This window comes from Acidovorax soli (genome assembly GCF_014207955.1).
GTDB lineage: Bacteria > Pseudomonadota > Gammaproteobacteria > Burkholderiales > Burkholderiaceae_C > Acidovorax > Acidovorax soli_A.
Map to the genome: position 1 here is coordinate 276,326 of NZ_JACHLK010000002.1, position 26,608 is coordinate 302,933.

A 26,608-nucleotide genomic window follows, 5' to 3' on the forward strand; every position below is an offset into this window, starting at 1 on the left:
CCCACCGCTCCCCAGGCCTCAGGTGCCTACCACCCCGCCATCGGCCTTGCGGATCACCACCGTGGCCGAACGCGGCCGGCCTGCGGCGCGGTGCTCGGGCCAGTTGGAGAACTTGCGCGGCTCGGCAGGGTCGCTGCGCTCGCTCGGGCTTTCGCCCGGGTGCTGGATGTTGATGAACAGGGTTTTGCCATCGGGCGCCATGGTGGCGCCGGTGATCTCGCAGCCCGAGGGCCCCACCAGGAAGCGGCGGATCTCCCCGGTGCGCGGGTCTGCAGCCAGCATGGCGTTGTTGCCCATGCGCGCCAGATCGCCCTTGCCCATGGCCGAGGTCGACATGTCGGTCTGCACCCAGAGCACACCGCGGTGGTCGGCCCACAGGCCGTCGGGGCAGGCGAACATGTCGCCCTTGACGCTGCCTTTGGCGTCTGCGCGCTCGTTGGCCGGGTCGCCCGCGAGGATGAAATGGTCCCACTGGAAGCGCGCGCCATCGAAATCACCGGTTTCCTTCCAGCGGATGATGTTGCCCATGCTGTTGTTGGCGCGCGGGTTGGCGGCATCCACGCCGGGCTGGCCGTTGCCGCCGCGGTTGCTGTTGTTGGTCAGCGTGCAGTAGACGGCGCCGTCCTTGCCCACGGCGATCCATTCGGGCCGGTCCATCTTGGTGGCGCCCAGCAGGTCGCTGGCCTGGCGCGTCTTGACCATCACCTCGCCGGCGTCGGCAAAGCCGTTGGCGGCCGTGAGCGGGCCTTGGCCATGGGTGAGGGGCAGCCACTGGCCGCTGCCGTCGGCGTTGAACCTGGCGACGTACAGCGTGCCATGGTCCAGCAGCTCGGCGTTCTCGCGCGCGCCACCTGGGCGGATCTTGTCGCGGCTCACGAACTTGTAGATGTACTCGAAGCGCGAATCTTCGCCTGAATAGACCACGGCGCGGCCGTCCTTGGTGACGGCCACGGTGGCCCCTTCGTGCGCGGCACGGCCCAGGGCCGTGCGCTTGACGGGGGTGGAGCTGAAGTTGAAGGGGTCGATCTCCACGATCCAGCCGAAGCGGTTGGGTTCGTTGGGGTGCTTGCTCGCGTCGAAGCGCTCGTCGTGCTCGCTCCAGCGGTAGCCGGCCGGCTCGCCCTTGCGCAGGCCCCAGCGGGTTTCGTGGGCGTTGGGCGTGTCCGGGCCCTTGAAGTAGTTGATGAAGTTCTCTTCGCAGGTCAGGTAAGTGCCCCAGGGCGTGATGCCGCTGCCGCAGTTGTTCAGGGTGCCCAGCGGGCGCATGCCGGCCGGGTCGGCGGCGGTGCGCAGCAGGGCATGGCCGGCGGCGGGGCCGCCGAAGGCCATGGGCGTGCGGGCGGTGATGCGGCGGGCCCAGGGGGAGGGGCGCACCACCTCCCACTGGCCATCGGCCTTTTGCGCCACCTCGACCACCGAGACGCCGTGCGCGGCCTGCGACTTGCGCACCTTCTCGGCCGTCCAGGTTTTCATGCCGTCGGCATGCAGCAGGCCGTCGTCGGTGTACTCGTGGTTCATGACCAGCAGGCCCTGGCGGCTGCCTTCCTGGGCGTAGAAGTGGATGCCGTCGTGGTGCATGCCGAACTGCGCCTCCTGTTCGGCGGCGGTGTTGCTGCCGTCTTCCTTGAAGGCCGGGTTCTCGCCCGACAGGCCCACCGGGTCGCCCCAGGGCGCAATGACCTGGGCCACATAGCCCTCGGGCACCACGATGCGGTCGGCCGTGCCGATGGGCACGCTCTTGAAGCCCAGCAGCGGGCCGCTGGGCATGCCGGTACCGCTGGCGCAGCCGGGCAGGGACGCGGCGGCCAATGGCGCCAGCAGGCCGCCGACGGCCGAGGCCAGCCCACCGCCGAGCAGGGTGCGGCGGCGCAATGCCGAGACCTCGTGGATGCTCGGGTTGCCCGAGCGGTTGCTGTCTTCCATCGTGGCGAAGTCTTTGGCCATGAAACTCTTTCGGTGGGGTGGGAAACTGGATTTCTTCTGGGGCGGCCGGGAGACAATGCTGCCAACGCGGCTCCTGCGCGCTGTGGCATGGAGCCCATGCGGCGTGGCCACGCCTGGGGCCAGCAGCTTAGGTTTCAAAAATGGCGGTTTGATGACAGGCAGTTCCCTGGCACGCCCCGCCTCCCCGAGAAGACACCATGGAAGTCGAGTTCAAGTTCACCATTGCGCCCAAGCGCCTGGCCGCCGTGAAGGCGGCTGCCCGCCGCGGCGCGTCCAGCGCGATCCGCCTGGAGGCGCGCTATTTCGATACCGCCGACAAGGCCCTGTCATCGCGCGGCATCGCGCTGCGCTTGCGCAACGAGGGCGGGCAGTGGGTGCAGACCGTCAAGGCCCTGGGCGACGGGCCGCTGGACCGCGAGGAGCACAACGTCCGCCTCGACGCCCCGCCAGCGCTGGCACGCCCGGCCCTGCATGCGGGCAGCAAGGCCGGCGAGCGCCTGCGCGCGGCGCTGGACAGCGCGCAAGGCCCGCTGCTGGAGACCTACCGCACCGAGATCGACCGCACCCTGCGCGACCTGGCCTTCCGTGGCGGCGTCGTCGAGCTGGCCTTCGACTTCGGCCGCATCGTGGCGCATGGCGGCACGGCACAGGAAAGGCAGACCCCCGTGTGCGAGCTGGAACTGGAGCTCAAGGAGGGGCCGGTGGCCGGCCTCGTCGAAGTCGCCACCCAGTGGGCGGCGCAGCATGGCCTGGTGCTGAACACGGTGTCCAAGGCCGAGCGCGGCGAGCGGCTCATGGCCGCCCAATGGGCCCGGCCGGCGGTCAAGGCGCGGCCCATGGTGGCCAGCGGCACGCGCAAGCAGTTTCTCAAGGGACCGGGCCTGCAGCGCGCGGTGCTGTCCAATTGCCTGGCACAGGTGCTGGCCAATGCCAGCGAGATCGTCGAGGGCTCGGCAGGGCCTGAGCATGTGCACCAGCTGCGCATCGGCATCCGCCGCTTGCGCACGGCCTTGCGCGAACTCGACGCGCTGGCGCCGGGGCGCTTCGACCCGGCCTGGGAAGCGCCGCTGGTCGCGGCCTTCCGCAGCCTGGGCCGGCTGCGCGACCAGGAGCAGGCGCTGCAAGCGATAGGCGCAGAACTGCGGGACGCTGGCGCGCCCCCGGCCGGGGCGCAGCCGGCCGCCGCCCCGGGGCCATCGCCGCTGCACATCATCAGCAGCCCCGATTTCCAGTCGGTCCTCATCGCCCTGATGGGCTTCACCGCGCAGGCCGCAGTACCGTTGGCAGAGGAAGAAGTGCTGGGCGCGGCCGGCGCGCGCCGCTACCTGCAGCAGCGGCTGGATGCGCTGCGCAAGAAGATCCACCAGGATGCGCGCCGTTTCGAGTCCTTGCCGGGCGAGGCACAGCACCGGGTGCGCAAGCGCCTGAAGCGGCTGCGCTTTCTGGCGGAGTTCGTGGCACCGGCCCTCGAAGGGGAGGGCAGCGCATTCCTGCAGAGCCTGCAGCCGGCCTTGTCGGCCCTGGGCCGGCTCCACGACGAGCAGGTGGCCAGCGCGCTGTACCGCGACCTGGCCGCCAGGGACCCCAGGGCCTGGTTCGGCGTGGGCTGGCTGGCGGCCCGGCGCGGGGCCTCGGCCAAGGCCACCCGAAAAGCCCTGGCCCGGCTGGGGGAGGCCCCCCGTTTGCTCAGGGGGTGAGCAGTGCGTTGATGGCGCGCACGTCTTCGAGGGTCAGCGTGCCGGCGGCCTGGCGCAGCTTGAGCGTGCCCAGGAGCACGTTGTAGCGTGCCTGGGCCAGGTCGCGCTTGGTCTGGAACAGCTGGCTCTGGGCGTTGAGCACATCGATGTTGATGCGCACGCCCACCTGGTAGCCCAGCTTGTTGGCGTCCAGGGCGCTCTGGCTCGATGCCTCGGCGGCTTGCAGGGCCTGCACCTGGCCCTGGCCCGACTGCACGCCGAAGAAGGCCGTGCGCGTGGCCTGCGCCACGTTGCGGCGCGTGGTCTCCAGGTCGGCACTGGCCTTTTCTTCCAGGACCAGGGTTTCCTTGATGCGGTTTTGCACCGAGAAGCCGGCGAACAGCGGCAGGTTCAGTGCCAGGCCCACGCTGGCATTGTTGGTGCGGCTGTTGATGCCCGGCGCCGTGATGGTGCCCGTGGGGTTGCGCTGGATGTTGTAGCCGGCCTGCAGGTCCACCGTGGGCAGATGGCCGGTTTCGGCCTTTTTCGTCTCCAGGCGCGCGATGTCCAGGGCGATCTGGGCCTGGCGCACGCCGGGCTGCTGCTCACGGGCCGTATCCACCCAGGTGATCACATTGTCGGGTTGCACCGGGGGCAACTGCAGCGGCAGGGCCAGGGGTTTGGGCTGGGAGCCCGTGACGCCCACGAGCTGGTCGAGCGCGAGCTTTTTCACGCGCAGGTCGTTCTCGGCCGCGATCTCCTGGGCGATCACCAGGTCGTAGCGGGCCTGGGCTTCGCGCGAATCGGTCACCGTGGAGGTGCCGACCTCGAAATTGCGCTTGGCCGAAGCCAGCTGTTCCGACACGGCGGCCTTCTGCGCCTGCACGAAGGTCAGCGTGTCCTGTGCGGCCAGCACGTCGAAGTAGGCCTGGCTCACACGCACCAGCAGGTCCTGGCTGGCGGCGTCGAGCTGGGCCTGGGCCACGTCCACGCCGCGCTGCGCCTGTTCCAGGTTGATGCGGTTGGCCGGGCGGTACAGGGGCTGCGAGGCATTCACGCCCAGGGTCTGGGTGGTGGCGGTGCGCTCCACCGGCGGGCGGCTCACGTCAGTGTTGGCGCGCGAAACACCCGCCGACAGACCGGCGCTGGGCAGCAGGCCGGCGCGGGCCTGGTCGGCGCGGCGCGCCGCGGCATCGAGCTGCAGCCGGGCCGACTGCCAGGCCGTGTCATAGGTGCGCGCGGACTCCAACAGCTCCATCAGGCTCTGGGCCTGTGCGGGGGCGCACAAGGCAGCGCCCAGCGCCAATGACAGGGGAAGTAGCCGGAACGAGGTCATGGATGCCTTTCAGGAAGATCTGCATGTCGGAGGGGACGAAGGAGACGGTGCGGGCCTCAATAGCGGGGGACGGCCGGGTCGTTCTCGTGCGACCAGGCGTCGATGCCGCCGCTGATGTTGGCCAGGCGCTCGAACCCTTGCTGCTCCAGGAACGCTGCCACGCGCAGGCTGCGGGCGCCGTGGTGGCACAGGCAGGCAATGGGCGTGCCCGCGTCGCGGGCGGCATCGAGTTCGGCCAGGCGGCCCGTGAGCTGCCCCATGGGGATGGCCACCAGCTCGAACCCGTCAGCGCGCACGCTGGCCGTCTGCAGTTCCCAGGGCTCGCGCACATCCAGCACCACGGGCCGGCTGCCATCGGGGGCGGTGGCGAACCAGGCGGCGAGTTGGGCGGGGCGGATGTGCTCGATCATGCAAAAAACTCCAGAAAAAAGCGGGTCAGAACGTGAAGCTGGAAGGTTCGGGGAAGTTCACCAGGCGTGGCGCGGTGGTGTCCCAGGGTGAGGTGGTCTCGAAACGGTCGCCGCTGCGGCGCACCAGGGTGAAGCGCATCACGGGCTCGTTGCCCACGATGGCGCCCAGGCGGCCACCGTCGCGCAGCTGCGAGAGCAGGGCGGTGGGCACTTCGGCCACGGAGCCGCTGAGCACGATCACGTCGAAGGGGCCGTCGCTGGCGCCCTGCGAGCCGTCGGCCAGGCGCACCTCGGCGTTCTGCACGCCGGCGCTGAGCAGGTTTTCGCGGGCCATTTCTGCCAGTTCGGGCACGATTTCCAGCGACACCACGCTCTGGGCACGGGCGGCCAGCAGGGCGGCCATGTAGCCGGAGCCGGCGCCGATCTCCAGCACGCGGTCGGTCGGCTTGATGGCCAGGTCCTGCAGCACGCGGGCTTCCACGCGGGGCTGCAGCATGCTGTGGCCGGCCTGCACGGCCTCCTCGGCATTGCCGAGCAGCGGCACTTCGATGTCCATGAAGGCCATGCTGCTGTAGGCAGGGGGCACGAATTCCTCGCGGCGCGCCACGGCCAGCAGGTCGAGCACGTCGGCGTCGAGCACGTTCCAGGGGCGGATCTGCTGCTCGATCATGTTGTAGCGGGCCTGGGCGATGGGATCGTTGGGGTTGGCCGAGGTGTTCAGGGGCAGGGTCATGGAATTCTCCGTGGGGCGGGTGTCAGGACAAACCCTCGATTTTAGAGGCCTTGGGCGACACCTGGCCGCGACCCATGCGCGCCAGGGCCCAACGCGCCAGATCGTCCATGTAGCAATACACCACCGGCACCACCACCAGGGTGAGCAGCGAGGAGGTGATGACCCCCCCGATCACGGCCTGGCCCATGGGGGCGCGTTGCTCGGAACCTTCCGACAGCGCGAAGGCCAGCGGCACCATGCCGAAGATCATGGCCAGCGTGGTCATGAGGATGGGGCGCAGGCGCACGCGGGCCGCCAGCAGCAGGGCATCGGCACGCGGCAGGCCGGGCACCGTGTTGCCGGCGTCGTCGGTGTGTTCTTCGCGGGCCCGGATGGCGAAGTCCACCAGCAAGATGGCGTTCTTGGTCACCAGGCCCATGAGCATCACCACGCCGATGATGGAGAACATCGACAGGGTGGAGCGGAACATCATGAGCGCCAGCACCACGCCGATCAGCGTGAGCGGTAGCGAGGTCATGAGCGCCAGCGGCTGCAGAAAGCTCCTGAACTGGCTGGCCAGGATCATGTAGATGAAGACGATGGCCAGCACCAGGGCCGAGATGGCGTAGCCGAAGGATTCGGCCATGTTCTTGGTGGAGCCGCCGAACTGGTAGCGGTAGCCGGGCGGGAAGTGCACCTCGTCCAGGGCCTTCTTGATGTCGGCCGACACCTCGCCGGCCGAGCGCTGCGACACGTTGGCGTTGACCGTCACCTCGCGCGTCAGGTCGCGGCGGTTGATCTGGTTGGCGCCGGTGGATTCCTTCACCGCAGCCACCTGGTTCAGGCGCACGATGCGCGAGCTGCCATCGGCCGCCGCGGCCATGGCAAAGGGCAGGCGCTCCAGGTCCTGCGGGGCGGTGCGGGCCTCGGGCGCCAGGCGCACGTTCACGTCGTAGGTCTGGTCATCGGGTGCGCGCCAGTTGCCCACCGTGGTGCCGGCCACCAGGGTGCGCAGCGAGGCGGCCATCTGCGCCACCGACAGACCCAGGTCCGAGGCCGCATCGCGCTTGATGTCGAGGGCGATCACCGGCTTGTTGGGCTTGGCGCTGGTATCGAGGTCCACCAGGCCGGGAATGCCGCGGATCTTCTCGGTCACGGTGCGCGTGAGGCGCTCCAGCTCCTGCAGGTCCGGGCCCTGCAGCGAGAATTCCACCTGCTTTTGGCCGCCCACGGCATCGAGCAGGCCCACATGCGTGACGGTGATGCCGGGCACGGTCTTCAGGCGCTCGCGCAGCACGTCGGACATGGCGTCCACGCTGCGGCTGCGGTCCTTGCGGTCCACCAGGCGCACGTAGATGTTGGCGTAGATCTTGCCCTGGGCGTTGCCAGTGTTGATGGTGGACAGTGTGTAGCGCACCTCGGGCATCTCGTGCAGGATGGCCTCGACCTGGGCCGCCTTGGCCTCGGTGGCTTCGAGCGAGGAGCCCACGGGCGTGTAGAAATTGATCGAGGTCTCGGAAAAGTCCGCCTTGGGCACGAACTCGGTGCCCAGGAGCGGCACCATGACGATGCTCAGTACGAAGATGCCCACGGCAATCGCCATGGTGGTCAGCTTGTGCACCAGCGACCAGCGCAGGATGTGCTGGTAGCCCTCGGCCAGGGCGTCGGTGGCGCTGTCGAACCAGCCCGTGACGCGGCCGATGGTCTTGTCGTAGAAGGTGACCGGCTCGGTCTTCTGGCCATGGCCGTGGATGCTCGGGTCGTGCCAGATGCTCGACAGCATGGGGTCGAGCGTGAAGCTCACGAACATCGAGATCATCACCGCCGCGACGATGGTGATGCCGAACTCGTGGAAGAACTTGCCGATGATGCCGCCCATGAAGCCGATGGGCATGAACACCGCCACGATGGACAGGGTGGTGGCCAGCACGGCCAGGCCGATCTCCTGCGTGCCGTCCATGGCCGCGTTGTAGGCCGATTTGCCCATCTGCACGTGGCGCACGATGTTCTCGCGCACCACGATGGCATCGTCGATCAACAGGCCCACGCACAGGCTCAGCGCCATCAGCGTGATCATGTTGATGGTGAAGCCGAACATGTTCATGAACAAAAAGGTGCCGATCAGCGCGATCGGCAGGGTCAGCCCCGTGATCACGGTGGAGCGCCAGGAGTTCAGGAACAGAAAGACGATGAGCACCGTGAGGATGGCACCCTCGATCAGCGTCTGGCGCACGTTGTTCACCGCCACGCGGATCGGGCGGGCGCTGTCGCCGATGGTCTCCAGCCGCACGCCGGGCGGCAACTGGTTGCGCAGCTCGACCACGGCGGCGTTCAGGCCGTCCACCACCTCGATGGTGTTCTCGCCCTGCGACTTCTGCACCGACAGCAGCAGCGTGCGCTGGCCGTTGTACAGGGCCAGGCTCTCCACCTCCTGGGCGCCGTCGTTGACGCGGGCCACCTGGTCCAGGCGCACCGGGGCGCCGTTCTTGCGCGCCACGATGATGCGGCCGAAGTCCTCGGGCCGCTCCATGCGCGCGTCGATCTGCACCACGCGCTCCTGCGCCAGCGAGCGGATGGCGCCCACGGGCAGATCCTGGTTCTCGTTGCGCACGGCGCTGGCCACCTGGTCGGGCGTGACGCCGAAGGCCTCGAGCGCCTGCGGGTTCAGGTAGATGTTGATCTCGCGCTTGGTGGCGCCCACCAGGTTCACGGCACCCACGCCGCGCACGTTTTCCAGGCGCTTCTTCAGGATCTGCTCGGCCCAGGTGGTCAGCTCGACCGCGCTGCGCGCCGCAGCGCCGTCCTTGGCGGCTTTCTCATCGGGCAGCACGGCCAGCGACCACACGGCGCGGCTGGCCGGGTCGAAGCGCAGCACACGCGGCTCCTTGACCTCGGTGCGCAGCAGGGGGCGCACCGTGGCCACCTTCTCGCGCACGTCCTCGGCGGCCTTGCGGCCATCGATGTGCAGCTGGAACTCGATGATGACGACGGCCATGCCCTCGTAGCTGCGCGAGGTCAGGGCATTGATGCCGGCAATCGAATTGACGCCTTCCTCGATCTTCTTGGTGACCTCGCTCTCGACGATCTCGGGCGAGGCGCCGGGATAGTCCACCGTGACCACCACCACCGGGAAATCGATGTTGGGGAACTGGTCGACCTTGAGACGCTGGTACGAAAAGAGACCCAGCACCACGATGGCGAGCATCACCATGGTGGCGAACACCGGGTTTTTGAGACTGACCTTGGTGAACCACATGGCGGGTCAGGGCGCGGGGCGCGATGCAGGGGCCGAAGCGGGAGCGGCGGCTGCCGCCGTGGTGACGGCCGTGCCTTCGCGCAACTGCCCCATGCGGCCGGAGACGACCACCGTGCCTTCGGGGGCACCCTCAATGGCGACCAGGGCCTGGCCATCGACCACGGCGCGCGCCCCGGTCTTGACCGGCAGGTAGGCCACCTTGCCATCCCGCACGGCCTGGATGTAGGGCGCGGGCTTGTCGGTGCGCACGGCATCGAGCGGCACGGTCAGCACCTCGGCACGGCCGGTGTCGAGCAGGCCCTGCACGAACAGGCCCTGGCGCAGCGCGGGGGCACCGCGGTTCTGGGCAATGGCCAGGTAGACGGGCACCGTGCGGCTGCCGGCCTGGGCGCTGGGGTTGATGCGCGCCACCGTGGCCACCACGGGCTCGGCGCTGCCTTCGATCTGCAACTGGGCCTTCTGGCCCACACGCACGGCCAGTGAATCGGCCGGGCTCAGCAGGGCCTCGAGTTCCAGGCGCGAGAGGTCGACCACCTCCAGCACGCGGCCATCGACGGGCATGCGCTCGCCGGGCTGGGCCAGGCGCTGCGAGACCTGGCCCGTGATGGGGCTGCGCAGCACGGTGTCTTCCAGAGACTTCTTGGCCAGATCGGCCGCTGCCAGCGCGGCGCGGTAGGTCGATTGGGCCGATTCCAGGCTGGCCTGCGAGGTGACCAGGGCCGTGGCCGAGATGAAGCCCTGGTTCACCAGCGCCTGGTTGTTGGCCACCGTGCGCTGGTTGATGTCGACCTGGGCACGGGCGGCGTCGGCCTGCTGCTGCGCCTGGCGCAGGCGGGCCTGGGATTCGGTGGCGTCGATGCGGGCCAGCACCTGGCCGGCGCGCACGCTGTCGCCTTCGCGGACCGTCAGGCCCTGCAGCTCACCCGCCACGCGCGCCTTGACCATGGCCGATTCGGTGGCGCGCAGCGAGCCCGAGACCGGGACGCCCAGCACCAGGCTTTTGCGCACCACGCCCACCAGCTCGCTGGCCGCCAGTTGCATGGGCGCCTCGGCACGCTGGCTGGCAGCCTGTGCCAGGGCCTTTTGCTGCTGCTGGCGCGCGGCCATGGCGCGCCATGCACCACCGCCCACCAGCACGACGACGGCGGCCGCAGCCAGCCAGGGAATCCAGCGTTTCATGGGTCAGACCGCAGAAGGAGAAGAGGGAAGGGAAGGGGAGGAGAGGGCGGGGGCGAAAGGCCCCGTTTCCGGACGCGCGCACAGGCCGTAGAGCACGTTGTCCACCTGCGCGTCGATGAACTTCTCGGGGCCGAGTTCCAGCGCGTCAGGCATGCAGGCGCCCATGGAGTGCTTCCACAGCATCAGGAAGATCATCGGGGCCATCACCACGTGCACGGCGTAGTCCAGGTTCACGCCACGGAATTCGCCGCGCTCCATGCCGCGTCGCAGGATGCGGCGCACCAGGTCCTGCCCGGGGCGTATCACTTCCTGCTGGTAGAAGACGGTGATCTCGGGGAAGTTCTGGGACTCGCTGAACATCAGCTTGGTGATGCCCGAGGCCTTGGTGGCGCCAATGCGCTCCCACCAGACCAGGTAGCAGTGGCGCAGCAGCTCGCCGGTCGTGCCCTCGAAGGTTTCGAGCTCATGGCTCCACTCCTCGAAGCGGCCCGCGATGTTCTGGCGCACCACGGCCTTGAACAGCTCTTCCTTGCTCGGGAAGTACAGGAACAGCGTGCCCTTGGACACCCCGGCGCGCGCGGCCACGTCGTCCACCCGGGTGGCGGCAAAGCCTTTTTCCACGAACAGGTCGAGCGCCGCCTCCAGCAACTCGCCGGGACGCGCTTCCTTGCGGCGTTCGCGTTTGGTTCCGGCAGAAGGGGTGGCGGGGGCGGTGGTCAAGGGGGTGTTGTAGTTAATGACTGACTGGTTAGTAATATAGCAAGCGTGTCTGCCGGCGTCAATTGATCGATGCCCTGGGGCGACACCAGCGCGATGCCTTCCGGGGTTGCGGGTAAACCCCAGGCCCCGCGCGCGTGCTGCTCCACGGCGGTGCATGCGTCCCGTGGCAGCCCCATGAGCGTGCGTGCAAGTGCTCCAAAAATGGGAGCGCCATGGGCCTGGCCGCGCTCCGGCGCAAATGTCCTCAAAACAGGACCAAATGGGCTTAAATGTCTCATTGACAGGACATTATGGATGGCCCACGATGAACCCATGTCGCCCAAGCTGCCGTTGCCCAAATACCACCAGATCTACCTGGTGCTGCGCGAGCAACTGCAGGAAGGGCACTTCGCCGCGGGCTTGCCGGGCGAACTGGCGCTGATGCAGCAGTTCTCTGTGGCGCGCGTCACGGTGCGCCGTGCCCTGGAACTGCTGCAGGGCGAAGGCCTGATTTCCCGCCAGCCCGGCAGAGGCACGCGGCCCGTGCCCCAGCCCGAGGCAGGGCAGGGCGGCCAGGAGGGCCACCTGCACAGCAACCGCGCCCAGCTCACCGGCCTGCTCGAAAACCTGGTCAGCATGGGCTTGCGCACCTCGGTCAAGGTGCTCGATGTGGAGACCGTGACCGCCTCGCGCGCCGTGGCCGGCGCCTTGCAGATCGCCGTGGGCGACGCCGTGCAGAAGGCCGTGCGGGTGCGCAGCACGCGCGAGGGCCCGCTCTCGCACATCACCACCTATGTGCCGGCCGACATCGGCCGCCAGTTCGGCCGGCGCGAGCTGGCGCGCAAGCCCATCCTGGTGCTGCTGGAGGAGTCGGGTGTGAAGGTGGGCCGCGCCCACCAGACCATCTCCGCCAAGCTGGCCGATGCCGTGGTGGCGCGCCACCTCGACGTGGCGGTGGGCTCGGCCCTGCTGGCCGTGCGCCGCCTGATCTACGACGACCAGGAGCGCCCCGTGCAGTGGCTGCACGGCCTGTACCGGCCCGACCGCTACGAATACGAGATGCAGCTGTCCCGCGTGGGCAGCATCGACGCGAAGGTCTGGGTCAGCAAAGAGCTGTCGGCCCAGTTCCATTGAAAAACACAACAACCGCCCCGACCCATCCTCCAAGGAGTACGCCCATGAGCAATCGCCGCCATTTCCTCTCCCAGTCGGCCGCCGCCGCATCGGCCCTGGCCTTTCCCCTGGTGGGTGGCGCGCAGGCCAAGGCGGTCAAGGTGGGGGTGCTGCACCCGGTGACGGGGGCGCTGGCCTATTCGGGCCAGCAGTGCCGCGAGGGCGCGATGCTGGCCATCGAGGACATCAACAAGGCCGGCGGCATCAAGTCCCTGGGTGGCGCCAAGCTCGAAGCCCTGCTGGGCGACGCGCAGTCGCAGCCCCAGGCCGGCGCGGCCGAGGTCGAGAAGATGAACGAAGCCGGCGTGTCCGCCGTGGTCGGTGCCTTCGCCTCCGCCATCTGCCTGGCCACCACGCAGGCGGCCGCCAAGTACAACCTGCCGCACATCGTGGACGTGGGCGTGGCCGACCAGATCGTGGAGCGCGGCCTGAAGAACACCTTCCGCTTCGGCCCCGGCTACAAGAAGTGCACCGAGACCGCCATGGCCAACCTGCACGTGCTCAACACCGCGGCCGGCAAGCCCGCCAAGACGGTGATGGTGATCCACGAGGAGTCGCTGTTCGGCTCGGGCACGGCGCAGCTGCTGTCGCGCGAGCTGCCGGGCTACGGCTACGAGGTCAAGGAAGTCGTCAAGCACGCCAACCCCACGCGCGACTTCAACAACATCGTGCTGCGCATGAAGGCCGTGAACCCCGACATCGTGATCCCCGCCAACTACTACAACGAGTACGCGCTGCTGGTGCGCACCATGCAGCAGCAGAAGGTCACGCCCAAGGCCATCTACTCGGTGCTGGGCGGCGCCGCATCGAGCTACAAGTTCGTCAAGGAGTTCCCGGACGCGGCCAACGGCATCATCGACTGCAACCACTGGTTCAACCCCAAGGACAAACGCGCCCAGGATCTCAAGAAACGTGTGGAGGCCAAGGGCCTGTTCTTCAGCTACGAGCTGTTCATGACCTACACCAGCATGTGGCTGCTGGCCGATGCGCTGGAGCGTGCCAAGTCCACCGAGCGCGCCGCCGTCATCGACGCGTTGGAGAAGAGCACGTTCGCCGACCACATCATGCCCTACGGACCCACCAAATTCGTGGCCGGGCAGAACCAGGGGGCCCAGCCGCTCATGACCCAGGTGCTCAAGAACGACATCAAGGTCATCATCCCGCGCGACTACCGCGAGGCGGATCCACTCTTCCCGCTGAAGGCCTGACAACCGAGCTGGCGGCCATGCGCGCACCGGCTGACTTGGCGCCAGAGACCCTGGCGCCAGGCCGCGCCTTTGCCTGACATGCCCGGCACACCACCCCCATGTTCGATCTCAGCATCCTCTTCCCCTCGGTCCTCAACGGGCTGACGACCGGCGCGGTCTACGCGCTGATCGCCCTGGGCCTCACCCTGATCTATGGTGTGCTGCACATCATCAACTTCGCGCACGGCGCGTCGCTGATGCTGGCGCTGTACGCCGTCTACCTGCTCAAGCAGCACTGGGGCATCGACCCCTACCTGGCGCTGCCCATCCTCGTGCCCGGCATGTTCGCGCTGGGCTATGGGCTGCAGCGCGTGGTCATCAACCGCGCCAGCCATGGCAAGGACGAGAACATCCTGCTGGTCACGCTGGGCATCTCCATCGTGATGGAGAATTTGGCGCTGCTGTTCTTCAAGTCCGATACACGCACCATCGAGACGGCCTACACCCTCACCACCGTGGCCATCGGCCCGGCCATGATCGCGCTGCCCAAGCTGGTTTCCTTTGCCGGGGCGCTGGTGGTGTCGGGCCTGCTGCTGTGGATCGTGGGGCGCACCGACCTGGGCCGCGCCATCCGCGCTGTGGCGCGCGAAAAGCACGGCGCCAAGCTCATGGGCATCCATGTGGACCATGTCTACGCCATGAGCTTCGGCATCGGCCTGGCCTGCCTGGGCGCGGCGGCCTGCTTCCTGCTGCCGGCCTACTACGTCAACCCGCAGGTGGGCAGCGGCTTCGTGCTGGTGGCCTTCACCATCGTCGTGCTCGGCGGCATGGGCAGCTTTGCCGGAGCCCTCGTGGGCGGGTTGCTGATCGGGGTGGTCGAATCGCTGGGCGGCCTGTACCTGGGCGAGTCGCTGGGGCAGATCGGCATCTTCGCCATCTTCATCGCCGTGCTGCTGTTCCGCCCGCAGGGCCTGTTCGGAGCCCGGCAATGAAACAGCTCGCATCCATCGCAGTCTTCGTTCTGGCCGTGTCGGTCATCACCCTGGCGTCCGATTCGGGCGTGCTGCTCAATTTCGTCATGATGTCCCTGTACGCGGCGCTGCTGGCGCAGGCCTGGAACATCCTGGGCGGCTTCGGCGGGCAGTTCTCGTTCGGCCATGCGCTGTTCTTCGGCACGGGGGCCTACATCCAGGCCATCGCGCAGATGCAGGGCGGCATCAACGCCTGGCTGGCCTTGCCCCTGGCCGTGGCAGGCAGCGCGCTCGTGGGCCTGTTCGTGGGCGGGCTGTCGTTCCGCTACGGGCTCAAGGGTTCGTATTTCGCGCTGGTCACGCTGGCGTTCGCCGAGGTGTTCCGCATCCTGGCGCTGTCGGTGCCGTTCACCGGCGCGGGCGTGGGGTTGATGCTGCCGCTCAGGGAGTCGCTCTCCAACATGCAGTTCGGCTCGCGCAAGGGCTATGTCTTCCTGGTCCTGGCGCTGGTCACCCTGGCATTGCTGGCCAGTTGGTGGCTGCGCAATTCGCGCTTCGGTGCCTGGCTGCAGGCCGTGCGCGACAACGAGGATGCGGCCCGCGCCGTGGGCGTCAACCCCTTTCGGGTGAAGCTGGGCGCCATTGCGCTCTCCGGCGGCTTCATGGGGGCGGCCGGGGCGTTCTATGTGCAGGTGTTCCAGTACATCGACCCGGGCATCGCCTATGGCTCTTCCACCTCGGTGGAGGCGCTGGTGGCGGCCATCGTGGGCGGCATCGGCACGGTCTGGGGGCCGGTGCTCGGCGCCCTGGTGCTGCATGTGCTGGCCGACCTCACGCGCAACCTGTTCGGCCAGTTGCCCGGGATCAACATGGTGATCTACGGCACCGTGCTGGTGCTCATCGTGATGTTCCTGCCGCGCGGCATCGCGGGTCTGGGCCAGTCGGTGGTGGACCTGTGGAAACGATCGGGGGGCCGCCATGGCCAATAAAGAACTCTTGGCCCTCACGGGCGTGGGCAAGTCCTTCGGCGGCCTCAAGGCCGTGCAGAACGTCAGCCTCACCGTGCGCGAGGGCACGCTGACCGCGCTGATCGGCCCCAACGGCGCCGGCAAGACCACGCTGTTCGCGCTGATGAGCGGCTTTGTGCGGCCCGACACGGGCAGCGTGCACCTGGCCGGGCAGGACATCACCGGCCAGGCCCCGCACCTGAACGCCCGGCTGGGCATGGCGCGCACCTTCCAGATCGTGCAGCCCTTCGCGGCCCAGACCGTGCGCGAGAACATCGCCGTGGGCGCCCACCTGCACGAGCCGCGCCGCGCCGCCGCCCTGGCGCTGGCCACCGAGGTGGCTGCCCGCGTGGGCCTGGCCGCCCAGCTGGACAAGCCCGCCTCGGACCTCACCGTGGCCGGGCGCAAGCGGCTGGAGCTGGCGCGCGCGCTGGCCACCCGGCCGCGCCTCTTGCTGCTCGATGAGGTGCTGGCCGGCCTCAACCCCCAGGAGATTGCCGAGATGATTCCCGTGGTGCGCGGCATTGCGCAGGGCGGTGTGACGGTGCTGATGATCGAGCATGTCATGCAGGCCGTGATGAACCTGGCCGAGCACGTGTGGGTGCTGGCCCAGGGCCAGTTGATCGCCGAGGGCAGCCCCGCGGCCGTGACCTCCGACGAACGCGTGATCGAGGCCTACCTGGGCCATGGCACGGCAGCGCGCCTGCGCGCCGCCGCCGCGAAGGAGGCCGCATGAGCACGGCGGCTCCCTTGCTTGGCATTGCCGGCCTGCGCGGCGGCTATGGCCGCGTCGAGGTGCTGCGTGGCGTGGACCTGCAGGTGAACCCCGGCGAAACCGTGGCCCTTCTCGGCAGCAATGGCGCTGGCAAGTCCACCTTGAACAACGTGGTCTGCGGCATCTACCAGGCCTGGGCCGGCACGGTCGCCTTCGGCGGCGCGGACCTGAGCGGCGCGCACTACACCGAGGTGGTCAAGGCCGGGCTGATCCAGGTGCCCGAGGGCCGCAAGATCTTCCCCAACCTCAGCGTGCTCGAAAACCTCTCGCTGGGCAGCTTCACCCGCGCCCGGGAGCGGCGGGCCGAGAACATCGACAAGGTGTTCGCGACCTTCCCGCGCCTGAAGGAGCGCACCGGCCAGCTGGCCGGCACCATGAGCGGCGGCGAGCAGCAGATGCTGGCCATCGGCCGCGGCCTCATGGCCGAGCCGCGCCTCCTGATCCTGGACGAACCCTCGCTGGGCCTGTCGCCCCTGCTGGTCGAGGAGATGTTCGGCCTGATCCGGCAGTTGCGCGCAACCGGCCTGGCGGTGCTGCTGGTCGAGCAGAACGTGGGCCAGTCGCTGGAGATCGCCGACCGCGCCTATGTGATGGAAAACGGCAGCATCCGCTTTGCCGGAGCCCCCGACGAACTGCTGCGCAGCGACGAACTGCGCCGGGCCTACCTGGGCCTCTGAGAGAAAAAGGAGACAAGACACCATGACCATTCCACGCCGCAAAATGCTGCTGGCCCTGCCCGCGGTACTCCCGTTCGGGCAGGCCCTGGCCCAGAACAACGCGCCCATCCGCATCCTGGTGGGCGCGCCCGCAGGCGGCTCCACCGACACGCTGGCGCGCAACCTGGCGAGCGAGATGGGCCGCCAGCTCGGCCGCACCGTGGTGGTGGAAAACCGCCCCGGCGCGGGCGGCAATATCGCCGCTGACGCGGTGGCCAAGGCGGCACCCGATGGCAACACCCTGCTCATGAGCTTCACGAGCCATGCCATCAACGCCAGCCTCTACCCTTCGCTGCCGTTCGACCCCATCAAGGACTTCACGCCGCTGACCTGCGTGGCGACCTCGCCCTCCATCCTGGTGGCCAACCCCTCGGTGCCCGCCAAGGACGTGCGCGAACTGATCGCGCTGGCCAAGGCGCGACCGGGCCAGCTCAATTTCGCGATTGGCGCCGTAGGATCTTCGCTGCACCTGGCGGGCGATGCCTTCAAGATGCAGTCGGGTGCCTACATCGTCAACATTCCCTACCGCGGCACCGCCCCGGCCCTGCAGGACGTGCTGGCCGGGCAGGTGGAGCTGATGTTCGCCGCCGTGGGCAATGCCCAGGCCCAGGTGCGGGCGGGCAAGCTGCGTGCGCTGGGCGTGACCAGTGCCAAGCGGTTGCCGGCCTTCCCCGATGTGCCAGCCATCTCCGAGGTGCTGCCCGGCTACGAATCGAGCGCCTGGTTCGGCCTGTTCGGCCCCGGGCAGATGAACCCCGAGTTGGCCAAGAAACTCAGCGACGCCGCGCGCCATGCCATCGCCACGCCCGAGGTGAAAAAGCGCCTGGAGACCGAAGGCGCCGTGCCCGTGGGCAACAGCCCCGAGGAGTTCGCCCGCTTCGTGCAGGCCGAGATCCCGCGCTGGGCCAAGGTCGTGCGTTTTGCCGGAGCCAAGCCCGAATGACTGCCTTGCCCAGCACCCTGGCCCAGAAGCTGGTGGCCCGCGCCAGCGGGCGCAGCGGCGTGGCGCCCGGGGAAATCGTCAACTGCAAGGTGGACCTGGCCATGTTCCACGACTCGTCCGGCCCGCGCCGGCTCCAACCCATGCTCGAAGAGCTGGGCGCCGGGCTCTGGGACAAGTCGCGCGTGGTGCTGGTCATGGACCACTACCTGCCCGAGCGCGACGAGGAGTCACGCCGCATCGTGCGCATCGCGCGCGACTGGGCCAAGGAGCAGGCGCTGCCCCATGTCTATGACGGCCAGGGCATCTGCCATGTGGTGGTGCCGCAGCATGGGCACATCCGCCCCGGCATGTTCTGCGTGGGCGGCGATTCGCATTCGCCCACGGGTGGTGCCTTCGGGGCCTACATGTTCGGCATTGGCAGCACCGAGATGCTGGGCGTGGTGGTCACCGGCGAGATCTGGCTGCGCGTGCCCCACACCCTGCAGATGCACTGGAGCGGTCAGCTCGCTGCCGGCGTGACCGCCAAGGACATGGTGCTGCACATGATCGGCCGCTTCGGCATGAACGGCGGCCAGTACCAGGCCGTGGAGTTCGCCGGCCCTGCGGTGCAAGCGCTGTCGATGCAGGAACGCATGACACTGTCGAACATGAGTGCCGAGATGGGCGCCCAGGCCGGCCTGATCGCCCCCGACGCGACCACGCGCGACTGGCTCGCGACCCACGGCGTGCCCGAGGCGGACCTGCAGGGGCTGGACGCCTGGCGCACCGACCTCGGCGCGCCACTCACCCGCCACGATTTCGACGCCGATACCCTGGCACCCCAGGTGGCCGCGCCCCACAGCCCGGCGAACACCGCAGCCGTGGACCGGCATGCGGGCACGCGCATCGACGTGGCCTACATCGGCGCCTGCACGGGGGCCAAGCTCGACGACCTGCGCGCCGCGGCCCGCGTGCTGCGCGGCCAGCGCGTGGCCAGCGGCGTGCGCCTGATGGTGGCCCCCGCCAGCCAGCAGGACCAGGCCGCCGCGCGGGACGAGGGTGTGCTGCAGGTGCTGCAGGACGCGGGGGCCGAACTCTTCCCCACCACCTGCGGCGCTTGCGCCGGCTATGGCGACACGGTGGGCGACGGCACCACCGTGATCTCCAGCACGGCGCGCAACTTCAAGGGGCGCATGGGCTCGGCCACGGCCCAGGTGTACCTGGCCTCGCCCTACACGGTGGCCGCATCGGCCCTGAAAGGGCGCATTGCCGACCCGCGCGAGGTGCTGGCATGAGCGCCGTACCGTTGCACAGGGTCTGGAAACTCGGGGCCGACATCGACACCGATGTGCTGGCCCCCGGCCATGCGATGAAGCACGGCGTCGAGGTGCTGGCGCGCCACTGCCTGGAATCGGTGCGCCCGGATTTCGTGGGCGGTGTGCGCCAGGGCGACGTGATCGTGGCCGGGCCCAACTTCGGCATCGGCTCCTCGCGCGAGCAGGCCGCCGCCGTGCTGGTGCGCCTAGGCATCGTGGCGGTCATCGCGCCGTCGTTCAGCGGCCTGTACTTCCGCAACGCCTTCAACCTGGGCCTGCTGCTGCTGACCTGCCCCGAGGCGGGCCGGGTGGCCGAGGGCGAACAGATCGCCCTGGACTGGCAGGCCCCGGCTGTGCTCACCGCAGAGGGCACGCGCCTGGCCTGCGACCCGATTCCCCCGTTTCTCATGGACATGGTGCGCGCTGGCGGGCTGATGAACCAGCTGCGCGCCCGATTTGGCAAGGAGGCCGTCAATGGCTGAACAGACAACGACAAGCAGCAGCATGGACCCGGTCACCCTCGCGGTGCTGCGTGGCCGGCTCGAGCAGATCGCGGACGAAATGGACGCCACGCTCTACCGCAGCGCGTTCAATCCCATCATCGCCGAGGCGCACGACGCCTGCCACGGCCTGTACGACGCGGTGAGCGGCGACACCCTGGTGCAGGGCAAGTCCGGCCTGCCGGTTTTCGTGGGCGCCATGGCCTTCGCGGTGCGCGCGGCCATGCAGGCGGCCAGCGGGCGCGGCGGCATGGCCGAGGGCGACACCTGGCTGTTCAACGACCCTTACGAGGGCGGCACGCACGCCAACGACTTCAAGCTGGTGCGCCCGTTCTTCCGCAATGGCCGGCTGTACTGCTTTCTCGCCTCGGCCGCCCACTGGCACGACGTGGGCGGCGCCGTGCCCGGCAACTACAACCCGGCCGCCACCGAGTGCTGGCAGGAGGCGGTGCAGATACCGCCCGTGCGCATCGTGCGCGGCGGCGCGCTCGACGAGGACGTGCTGGCCATCCTCAAGGCCAACACGCGCCTGCCCGACAGCCTGTGGGGCGACCTCAACGGCCAGCTCTCGGCGCTGGACCTGGGCGAGCGGCGCCTGCACGACCTGCTGGACCAGTACGGCGATGCCGTGGTGCTGCAGTCCATGGGCGAGTTGCGCGCGCGCGCCGTCAAGCTCATGCGCTCGCACATCGCGGCGCTGCCCGACGGGCGCTACAGCTTCAGCGACATGCTGGACAATGACGGTGTGCGGGACGAGGCGCTGACCATCGCCCTGGACATGACGGTGCAGGGCGATGCGCTCACGCTCGATTTTTCGCGCAGCTCGCCGCAGTGCGCCGGGCCGGTCAACATCTCGCGCGCCACGGCCATCGCGGCCTGCTACGTGGCGCTCAAGCACCTGTTCCCCGACGTGCCGGCCAATGCCGGGGTGCTCGACGCGGTGGATTTCGTGCTGCCCGACGGCCTGGTGATCAGTGCCGCACGGCCACGGCCCGTGGGCGGCTACACCGAGACCATTTTGCGCATGATCGACGTGATCTTCAGCGCCACGGCCCTGGCCGCGCCCGAGCGCGCCATGGCCCAGGCCTACGGCACCATCAATGCACTGTCCATCGCCGGGCACCGCACCGATGCAGCACGCAAGGGCCAGCGCTGGGTGATGTTCAGCTTCTTTGGCGGCGGCCACGGCGGCCATTCCGATGGCGATGGCATGAGCCATGGCAACGCCCCCATCTCCACGGCGACCATCCCGCCGCTGGAGATCCTGGAGGCGGCCTACCCGGTGCGCTTCACGCAATGGGCGCTGCGCCCGGGCTCGGGTGGCGACGGCCAGCACCGGGGCGGCCTCGGGGCCATCTACGAGATCGAGCTGCTGGAGCAGGACGCCGAGGTCTTCATCTTCGGCGAGCGCGGCAAGGCCGCACCCCAGGGCATTGCCGGGGGCGGGGCAGGGGCCCTGAACGTGTTCCGTTACCAGAACGCGGGCGAGTGGAAGACGCCGCCCATGCGCTCCAAGATGATCGGCATCAAGCTGCAGCAGGGCGAGCGCGTGCGCCTGGAGACCCCGGGCGGGGGCGGCTACGGTGCGCCCGAAGCACGGGCCGTGGCGCGCCGGCAGATCGACGCGGCCATGGGCTATGTGGTGGAGAACAGTGAGAGTGCGACGGCAGTGAAAGGCGCAGCAGCATGAGTGGCAAGGCATCCTTTGTGGTGGGGGTGGACGTGGGCGGCACCTTCACCGATCTTTTCGTGCTCGACGAGGCGGACGGCAGCGCCCGCATCGTCAAGGTGCCCTCGACCCGGGGGGAAGAGGCGCGCGGCTTCATGAACGGCGTGGCGCGCGTGGCGGATTCGGCCGCGGCCATCGCCACCATCGTGCACGGCACCACCGTGGGCACCAATGCGCTGCTGGAGCGCAAGGTGGCGCGCACCGGCATCATCACCACGTGCGGTTTCCGCGATGTGCTGGAGATGCGCCGCCGCGACCGGCCCCAGACCTGGGGCCTGCGCGGCAGCTTCGAGCCCATCGTGCCACGCCACCTGCGCCTGGAGGTGGACGAGCGTGTGCTGGCCGACGGCACGCTGCACACCCCGGTGGACCTGGCCCAGGTGAAGGCCCAGGCCCAGGCCCTGCTCGATGCGGGCTGCGAGGCCGTGTGCGTTTTCTTCATCAACACCTATGCCAACCCGGCCAACGAGCAGGCGGCCGTGGCGGCCGTGCGCAGCCTGTGGCCCAACGCCCATGTGACGGCGGCCAGCGAGGTGCTGCCCGAGATCCGCGAGTTCGAGCGCTGCTCCACGGCCACGCTCAACGCCGCGCTGCAGCCCGTGGTGGGCAGCTACCTGGAGCGGCTGGAGGGCGACCTGCGCACCCAGGGCTTTGGCGGCGAATTGCTCATCGTGCAGAGCAACGGCGGCGTGATGTCGCGCCAGACGGCCTGCGACGTGCCGGTGCGCACGGCCCTGTCGGGCCCGGCGGCGGGTGTCATCGCCTGTGCGGCCATCGCGCGCGCGGCAGGCTTTCCCGATGCGATCACGGGCGACATGGGGGGCACCTCGTTCGACGTGTCCCTGGTCGCGGGCGGCGAGGCGGCCCTGGCCACACAGACCGCCATCGAATTCGGCATGGTGGTGCGCTCGCCCATGATCCAGATCGAGACCATTGGCGCGGGCGGCGGCTCCATCGCCTCGGTGGATGCCAGCGGCATGCTGCAGGTGGGCCCTGAGTCCGCTGGCAGTGTGCCTGGCCCTGCCTGCTACGGGCGCGGCAACACCCGGCCCACGGTGACCGATGCGAACGTGCTGCTGGGCCGCATCGCGGCCGACCGGCCGCTGGGCGGCGGCCTGCTGGCCGCCATGGATGCGGCCAAGGCGCGCGATGCCATCGAGACCCATGTGGCACTGCCCCTGGGCCTTTCTGTGATGGCTGCCGCCGAGGCCATCCTCACCGTGGCCAATGCCAAGATGGCCGGCGCCGTGCGTGTGGTTTCCATCGAACGCGGGCACGACCCGCGCCAGTTCGCCTACATGCCCTTCGGCGGTGGTGGCGCCCTGCACGTGTGCGCCATGATGCGCGAGGTGGGCGTGGGCACGGGCATCGTGCCACGCTACCCGGGCGTCACCTCGGCCCTGGGCTGCGTGATGGCCGACATGCGCCACGACGCGGTGCAGACCCTGAACAAGCCCCTGGCCGAACTGGATGTGGCCGACCTGCGCCAGCGCGTGCAGTCCCTGTCCGAAGCCTGCCAGCAGCGCCTGGATTCGGCGGGCGTGCAGTTCGTGCAGGTGCAGGAGATCATCGCGCTGGACATGCTCTACGCCGGGCAGACGCACACGGTGCAGGTGCCCGTCACGGCCGCTGCGCTCAGCCGCGAAGGCATCCAGGCGGCTTTCGAGGAGGCCTACCGCGCCGCCTTCGGCCGGGTGCTGGCCGGCATCGCCGTGCGCGTGATGAACCTGCGCTATGCCCGCGTGGGTGTGCGGCCCAAGTTCGACCTCACGGTGCTGGCGCCGCAGTCGACCACGCTGAACCCGCCCCTGGGCGTGCAGCGCGTGTTCCATGCCGGCCAGTGGTGGGACGCCGTGCGCCATGCACGGCTGGACCTGCCCGTGGGCGCCCGCATCGAAGGCCCGGCCATCCTGGAGCAGCCCGACACCACGGTGTGGCTGGAGCCGGGGTTCCACGCCACGGTGGACACGCTGGGCAATCTGCTGGTGCGCGCTGCATGAGCACCACTGCCACACCCTTGCACACCCGGCGCGTGGCGCTGGTCCTGATCGACCTGCAAAACGACTTTCTCGCGCCCGACGGTGCCTACGCGCGCGGTGGCGCGGTGAGCCCCGCCGCGCTGCTGCTGCCGCCGCGCCTGGCCCAGGTGGCCCAGGCCGTCAAGGCTGGCGGTGGCCTGGTGGCGGGCAGCCAGTTCACGCTGTGGCCGGATGCCCAGGGCGAGCCCATGGTCTCGCCCCACCTCAAGGAGCTGCGGCCCTTTCTGCGGCGCGGCGATTTCGCACCGGGCGGCACGGGCCAGGCCCATGTGCCCGAGATCGCGCCCTGGGTGGATGTGTCGGTCTGCAAGGTGGCGTATTCGGCCTTCTTCAACACCCAGCTCGACTGGGTGCTGCGCCGCGCGGGCGTCGACACCGTGGCCGTGTGCGGCATCGTCACCAATGGCGGCGTGGCCAGCACGGTGCGCGATGCCCACATGCGCGACTACCGCACGCTGGTGCTGTCCGACGGCTGTGCGGCCTTCCGCCAGGAGGTGCACGACACGGCGCTGGCCGACATGGCCAATGTGGCCCAGGTGCTGACTTGCGCGGACTTCACCGCGGCACTGGCGGCCGGAACGCCATGACGGGCATGAAGCCGACCATCCGCCGTGCCGAGCACATGCCTGCGGCCGCGCAGGACAGCCATGTGCCCGTGGCCATCGTCGGCGGCGGGGCCTGCGGCCTCACGGCCGCGCTGCTGCTGCACGACCTGGGCGTGGACTGCGCGGTGCTGGAGCGCGATGCCACGCCCACGGGATCCTCGGCCCTGTCCTCGGGTTTCATCCCGGCGCCGGCCACGCAGGTGCAGCGGGATCTGGGCATAGCCGACAGCCCCGAGCGCTTTGCCGCCGACATCGGCGCCAAGGCCAAGGGCAGGGCGGCGCCGCACCTGGTGCAGGCCTATGCCCGGGCCATCGGCCCCGCGCTCGATGCGCTGCAGCAGCGCCATGGCCTGCAGTGGCAGGTGCTCGATGGCTTTCTCTACCCCGGCCACAGCGTGCGCCGCATGCATGCCGTGCCCGAGAAGACCGGTGTGGGCCTGATGGGCCGGCTGGCCAATGCCGCCGCAGCGGCCGACATTCCCCTGGTGACCGATGCCGCCGTGCGCGAACTCTGGGCCGACGACACGGGGCTGGTGATCGGCGTGGGCTACGAGCGGCCCGATGGCACGCTGGAGCACCTGTCCTGCGACGCGGCCATCCTGGCCTGCAACGGCTTTGGCGGCAATGCCGCCATGGTGCGCGAGCTGCTGCCCGAAATGCGCGATGCCCTGTTCGCCGGCCATACCGGCAATGACGGCAGCGCCGTTGCCTGGGGCCGGGCGCTGGGTGCGCGCCTGGCCGACCTGGGGGGCTACCAGGGCCATGGTTCCTGGGCCATTCCCCAGGGGGCGTTGATCTCCTGGGCGCTGATGATGGAAGGCGGCATCCAGGTCAACGCCCTGGGCCGGCGCTTCCATGACGAGACTGAGGGCTATTCCGAGGCCTCGGTCCATGTGCTGGCCCAGCCGGGCGGCGTGGCCTGGAACGTGTTCGACGCCCCCATCCTCGCGCTGGCGCGCGGTTTTCCGGACTTTGTGGATGCCGAGGCGGCGGGTGCCGTGAAGCACTGCGACAGCGTGCAGGCCCTGGCCGCCGTGATCGGTTGCGACGAGGCAGCGCTGGCGGCCACGCTGGCGGGGCAGGGCCCGTATCCGCGCCCGGCGGCGCGGCCCCTGCAGGCGCCGTTCTGCGCCGTCAAGGTCACGGGCGCGCTGTTCCATACCCAGGGCGGGCTCGACATCGACGCGCAATGCCGCGTGCTCGATACGGCGGGCCGGCCGTTCCCCAACCTGCTGGCGGCCGGTGGCGCGGCGCGCGGCGTCTCGGGCGATGCCGTCTGGGGTTACCTCTCCGGCAATGGCCTGTTGAGTGCCGTGGCGGGCGGCTTCATTGCCGCGCACACCGCCGCCCACCAGCTTCGATCCACTACCGGCACCACCCCATGACCGCGATTTCCCTGCACGAACGGCTGCAGCAGCCCCACATCCTCCTGGCCCCCGGCATCTACGACGCGCTGAGCGCCCTGGTGGCCGAGCAGGCCGGTTTCGAGGCGTTGTACCTCTCGGGCGCCTCCATCGCCTACACCCGGCTGGGCCGCTCCGATGTGGGCCTGACCACCTACACCGAGGTGGAGGACACGCTGGCTCGCATCACCGAGCGCGTGCGCACGCCGGTCATCGTCGATGCCGACACCGGCTTTGGCAACGCGCTCAACATGCAGCGCACGGTGCGCGGTTTCGAGCGCGCGGGAGCCGCCATGGTGCAGGTGGAGGACCAGGGCTTTCCCAAGCGCTGCGGCCACCTGGACGGCAAGACCGTGGTGCCGGTCGCCGAGATGTGCGGCAAGCTGCGTGCCGCGCTGGACGCGCGGCATGACGCCCGCACCCTCATCCTGGCGCGCACCGATGCCATCGCGGTCGAGGGCATCGAGGCCGCCTTCGAACGCGCCGAGCGCTACCTCGAATGCGGGGTGGACGCGCTGTTCATCGAGGCCCTGCGCACCCCCGGGCAGATGGACGCCGCCTGCCAGCGCTTCGCCCACCGCATTCCCTTGCTGGCGAACATGGTCGAGGGCGGCAAGACCCCGGTGCAGAGCGCGCAGGAGCTGGGCGCGCGCGGTTTTCGCATCGCCATCTTCCCGGGCGGTACCGCACGGGCCGTGGCCCATACCCTGCAGGGCTACTACGCCAGCCTGCACACGCACCAGACCACGGCGCCGTACAAGGAGCGCATGCTGGACTTCGACGGGCTCAATGCACTGATCGGCACGCCCGAACTGATGGAGCAGGGGCGCAGGTACGAATAGCCCCCGATGGGCCGGCCGGCGATTCTGCCTGGGGCTTGGGGTACGATCACCGCCGACGGAGTGCTGTGGGTTGTGGATCAGCCACTCGCGGTACCCCATCCCCATGCATGGGGGCCGAGGGTGTTGCACTCCAGCACATCAGCAGGGGCGAGGTCACCTCCCCGTACCACCGCCTCGAGCGGCCCACATCTCCAAGCCCCCGGCCTTGCCG

At 69.4% G+C, this 26,608-nt stretch carries 22 protein-coding genes; 15 read left to right on the forward strand and 7 right to left on the reverse strand.

The features are described from left to right. Positions 1-18: 18 nt before the first annotated feature. Complete coding sequence (locus tag HNP48_RS05785; protein ID WP_184855931.1) at positions 19-1,944, reverse strand: PhoX family phosphatase; 1,926 nt, start codon at positions 1,942-1,944, stop codon at positions 19-21. A gap of 197 nt (positions 1,945-2,141) precedes the next feature. On the opposite strand from HNP48_RS05785, the gene HNP48_RS05790 reads away from it, so the two are divergent. Continuing rightward, positions 2,142-3,641: a CYTH and CHAD domain-containing protein gene (locus tag HNP48_RS05790; RefSeq protein ID WP_184855932.1), complete on the forward strand. Its 1,500-nt coding sequence runs from the start codon at positions 2,142-2,144 to the stop codon at positions 3,639-3,641. Here the strand turns inward: HNP48_RS05790 and HNP48_RS05795 are convergent. From HNP48_RS05795 to HNP48_RS05820, 6 genes are read right to left on the reverse strand one after another with little or no spacing between them, the layout of a single operon-like run. Next, positions 3,631-4,956, reverse strand: coding sequence for a TolC family outer membrane protein (locus HNP48_RS05795; RefSeq protein WP_184855933.1), 1,326 nt, complete (start codon positions 4,954-4,956; stop codon positions 3,631-3,633). The genes HNP48_RS05790 and HNP48_RS05795 overlap by 11 nt on opposite strands. Before the next feature lie 56 nt (positions 4,957-5,012). Next, positions 5,013-5,366 carry a rhodanese-like domain-containing protein gene (locus tag HNP48_RS05800; RefSeq protein WP_007850151.1) on the reverse strand — a complete coding sequence of 118 codons (354 nt, stop codon included), beginning with the start codon at positions 5,364-5,366 and terminating at the stop codon, positions 5,013-5,015. A 25-nt stretch (positions 5,367-5,391) separates the two neighbouring features. Continuing rightward, the gene (locus tag HNP48_RS05805; RefSeq protein WP_184855934.1) at positions 5,392-6,099 is read right to left on the reverse strand and encodes a protein-L-isoaspartate O-methyltransferase; all 708 of its coding nucleotides are present in this window, start codon (positions 6,097-6,099) and stop codon (positions 5,392-5,394) included. Positions 6,100-6,121: 22 nt separating this feature from the next. Next, on the reverse strand, positions 6,122-9,334 hold the full coding sequence (locus HNP48_RS05810) for an efflux RND transporter permease subunit (RefSeq protein WP_184855935.1): 3,213 nt from the start codon (positions 9,332-9,334) through the stop codon (positions 6,122-6,124). Between the two features lie 6 nt (positions 9,335-9,340). Beyond that, positions 9,341-10,513: an efflux RND transporter periplasmic adaptor subunit gene (locus HNP48_RS05815; protein WP_184855936.1), complete on the reverse strand. Its 1,173-nt coding sequence runs from the start codon at positions 10,511-10,513 to the stop codon at positions 9,341-9,343. Between the two features lie 3 nt (positions 10,514-10,516). Then, positions 10,517-11,233: a TetR/AcrR family transcriptional regulator gene (locus HNP48_RS05820; protein ID WP_184855937.1), complete on the reverse strand. Its 717-nt coding sequence runs from the start codon at positions 11,231-11,233 to the stop codon at positions 10,517-10,519. Between the two features lie 294 nt (positions 11,234-11,527). On the opposite strand from HNP48_RS05820, the gene HNP48_RS05825 reads away from it, so the two are divergent. The 14 genes from HNP48_RS05825 to HNP48_RS05890 all read left to right on the forward strand — a co-directional run bounded on the left by HNP48_RS05825 (position 11,528) and on the right by HNP48_RS05890 (position 26,397). Next, a complete protein-coding gene (locus HNP48_RS05825; RefSeq protein WP_260420108.1) occupies positions 11,528-12,346 on the forward strand; it encodes a GntR family transcriptional regulator in 819 nt (272 codons plus the stop codon). Between the two features lie 44 nt (positions 12,347-12,390). After that, a complete protein-coding gene (locus tag HNP48_RS05830) occupies positions 12,391-13,593 on the forward strand; it encodes an ABC transporter substrate-binding protein (protein WP_184855938.1) in 1,203 nt (400 codons plus the stop codon). Between the two features lie 98 nt (positions 13,594-13,691). Next, a complete protein-coding gene (locus tag HNP48_RS05835) occupies positions 13,692-14,564 on the forward strand; it encodes a branched-chain amino acid ABC transporter permease (protein WP_184855939.1) in 873 nt (290 codons plus the stop codon). Continuing rightward, complete coding sequence (locus HNP48_RS05840; RefSeq protein WP_184855940.1) at positions 14,561-15,532, forward strand: branched-chain amino acid ABC transporter permease; 972 nt, start codon at positions 14,561-14,563, stop codon at positions 15,530-15,532. The genes HNP48_RS05835 and HNP48_RS05840 overlap by 4 nt, the downstream gene beginning before the upstream one ends. Further along, a complete protein-coding gene (locus tag HNP48_RS05845; RefSeq protein ID WP_184855941.1) occupies positions 15,522-16,286 on the forward strand; it encodes an ABC transporter ATP-binding protein in 765 nt (254 codons plus the stop codon). The genes HNP48_RS05840 and HNP48_RS05845 overlap by 11 nt, the downstream gene beginning before the upstream one ends. Further along, positions 16,283-17,002 carry an ABC transporter ATP-binding protein gene (locus HNP48_RS05850; RefSeq protein WP_184855942.1) on the forward strand — a complete coding sequence of 240 codons (720 nt, stop codon included), beginning with the start codon at positions 16,283-16,285 and terminating at the stop codon, positions 17,000-17,002. The genes HNP48_RS05845 and HNP48_RS05850 overlap by 4 nt, the downstream gene beginning before the upstream one ends. Before the next feature lie 22 nt (positions 17,003-17,024). Beyond that, positions 17,025-17,984, forward strand: coding sequence for a tripartite tricarboxylate transporter substrate binding protein (locus tag HNP48_RS05855; protein WP_184855943.1), 960 nt, complete (start codon positions 17,025-17,027; stop codon positions 17,982-17,984). Then, on the forward strand, positions 17,981-19,258 hold the full coding sequence (locus HNP48_RS05860) for a 3-isopropylmalate dehydratase large subunit (protein WP_184855944.1): 1,278 nt from the start codon (positions 17,981-17,983) through the stop codon (positions 19,256-19,258). The genes HNP48_RS05855 and HNP48_RS05860 overlap by 4 nt, the downstream gene beginning before the upstream one ends. Next, entirely contained in the window at positions 19,255-19,761 is a 507-nt protein-coding gene (locus HNP48_RS05865) for a 3-isopropylmalate dehydratase (protein WP_184855945.1), read from the forward strand. Before HNP48_RS05860 ends, HNP48_RS05865 begins: the two co-directional genes overlap by 4 nt. Beyond that, positions 19,754-21,469, forward strand: coding sequence for a hydantoinase B/oxoprolinase family protein (locus tag HNP48_RS05870; RefSeq protein WP_184855946.1), 1,716 nt, complete (start codon positions 19,754-19,756; stop codon positions 21,467-21,469). Before HNP48_RS05865 ends, HNP48_RS05870 begins: the two co-directional genes overlap by 8 nt. Continuing rightward, on the forward strand, positions 21,466-23,508 hold the full coding sequence (locus tag HNP48_RS05875; protein ID WP_184855947.1) for a hydantoinase/oxoprolinase family protein: 2,043 nt from the start codon (positions 21,466-21,468) through the stop codon (positions 23,506-23,508). Before HNP48_RS05870 ends, HNP48_RS05875 begins: the two co-directional genes overlap by 4 nt. Continuing rightward, a complete protein-coding gene (locus HNP48_RS05880; RefSeq protein ID WP_184855948.1) occupies positions 23,505-24,134 on the forward strand; it encodes a cysteine hydrolase family protein in 630 nt (209 codons plus the stop codon). The genes HNP48_RS05875 and HNP48_RS05880 overlap by 4 nt, the downstream gene beginning before the upstream one ends. Next, on the forward strand, positions 24,131-25,537 hold the full coding sequence (locus HNP48_RS05885) for an FAD-dependent oxidoreductase (protein WP_184855949.1): 1,407 nt from the start codon (positions 24,131-24,133) through the stop codon (positions 25,535-25,537). Before HNP48_RS05880 ends, HNP48_RS05885 begins: the two co-directional genes overlap by 4 nt. After that, the gene (locus HNP48_RS05890) at positions 25,534-26,397 is read left to right on the forward strand and encodes an oxaloacetate decarboxylase (protein WP_184855950.1); all 864 of its coding nucleotides are present in this window, start codon (positions 25,534-25,536) and stop codon (positions 26,395-26,397) included. The genes HNP48_RS05885 and HNP48_RS05890 overlap by 4 nt, the downstream gene beginning before the upstream one ends. Positions 26,398-26,608: the final 211 nt, after the last annotated feature.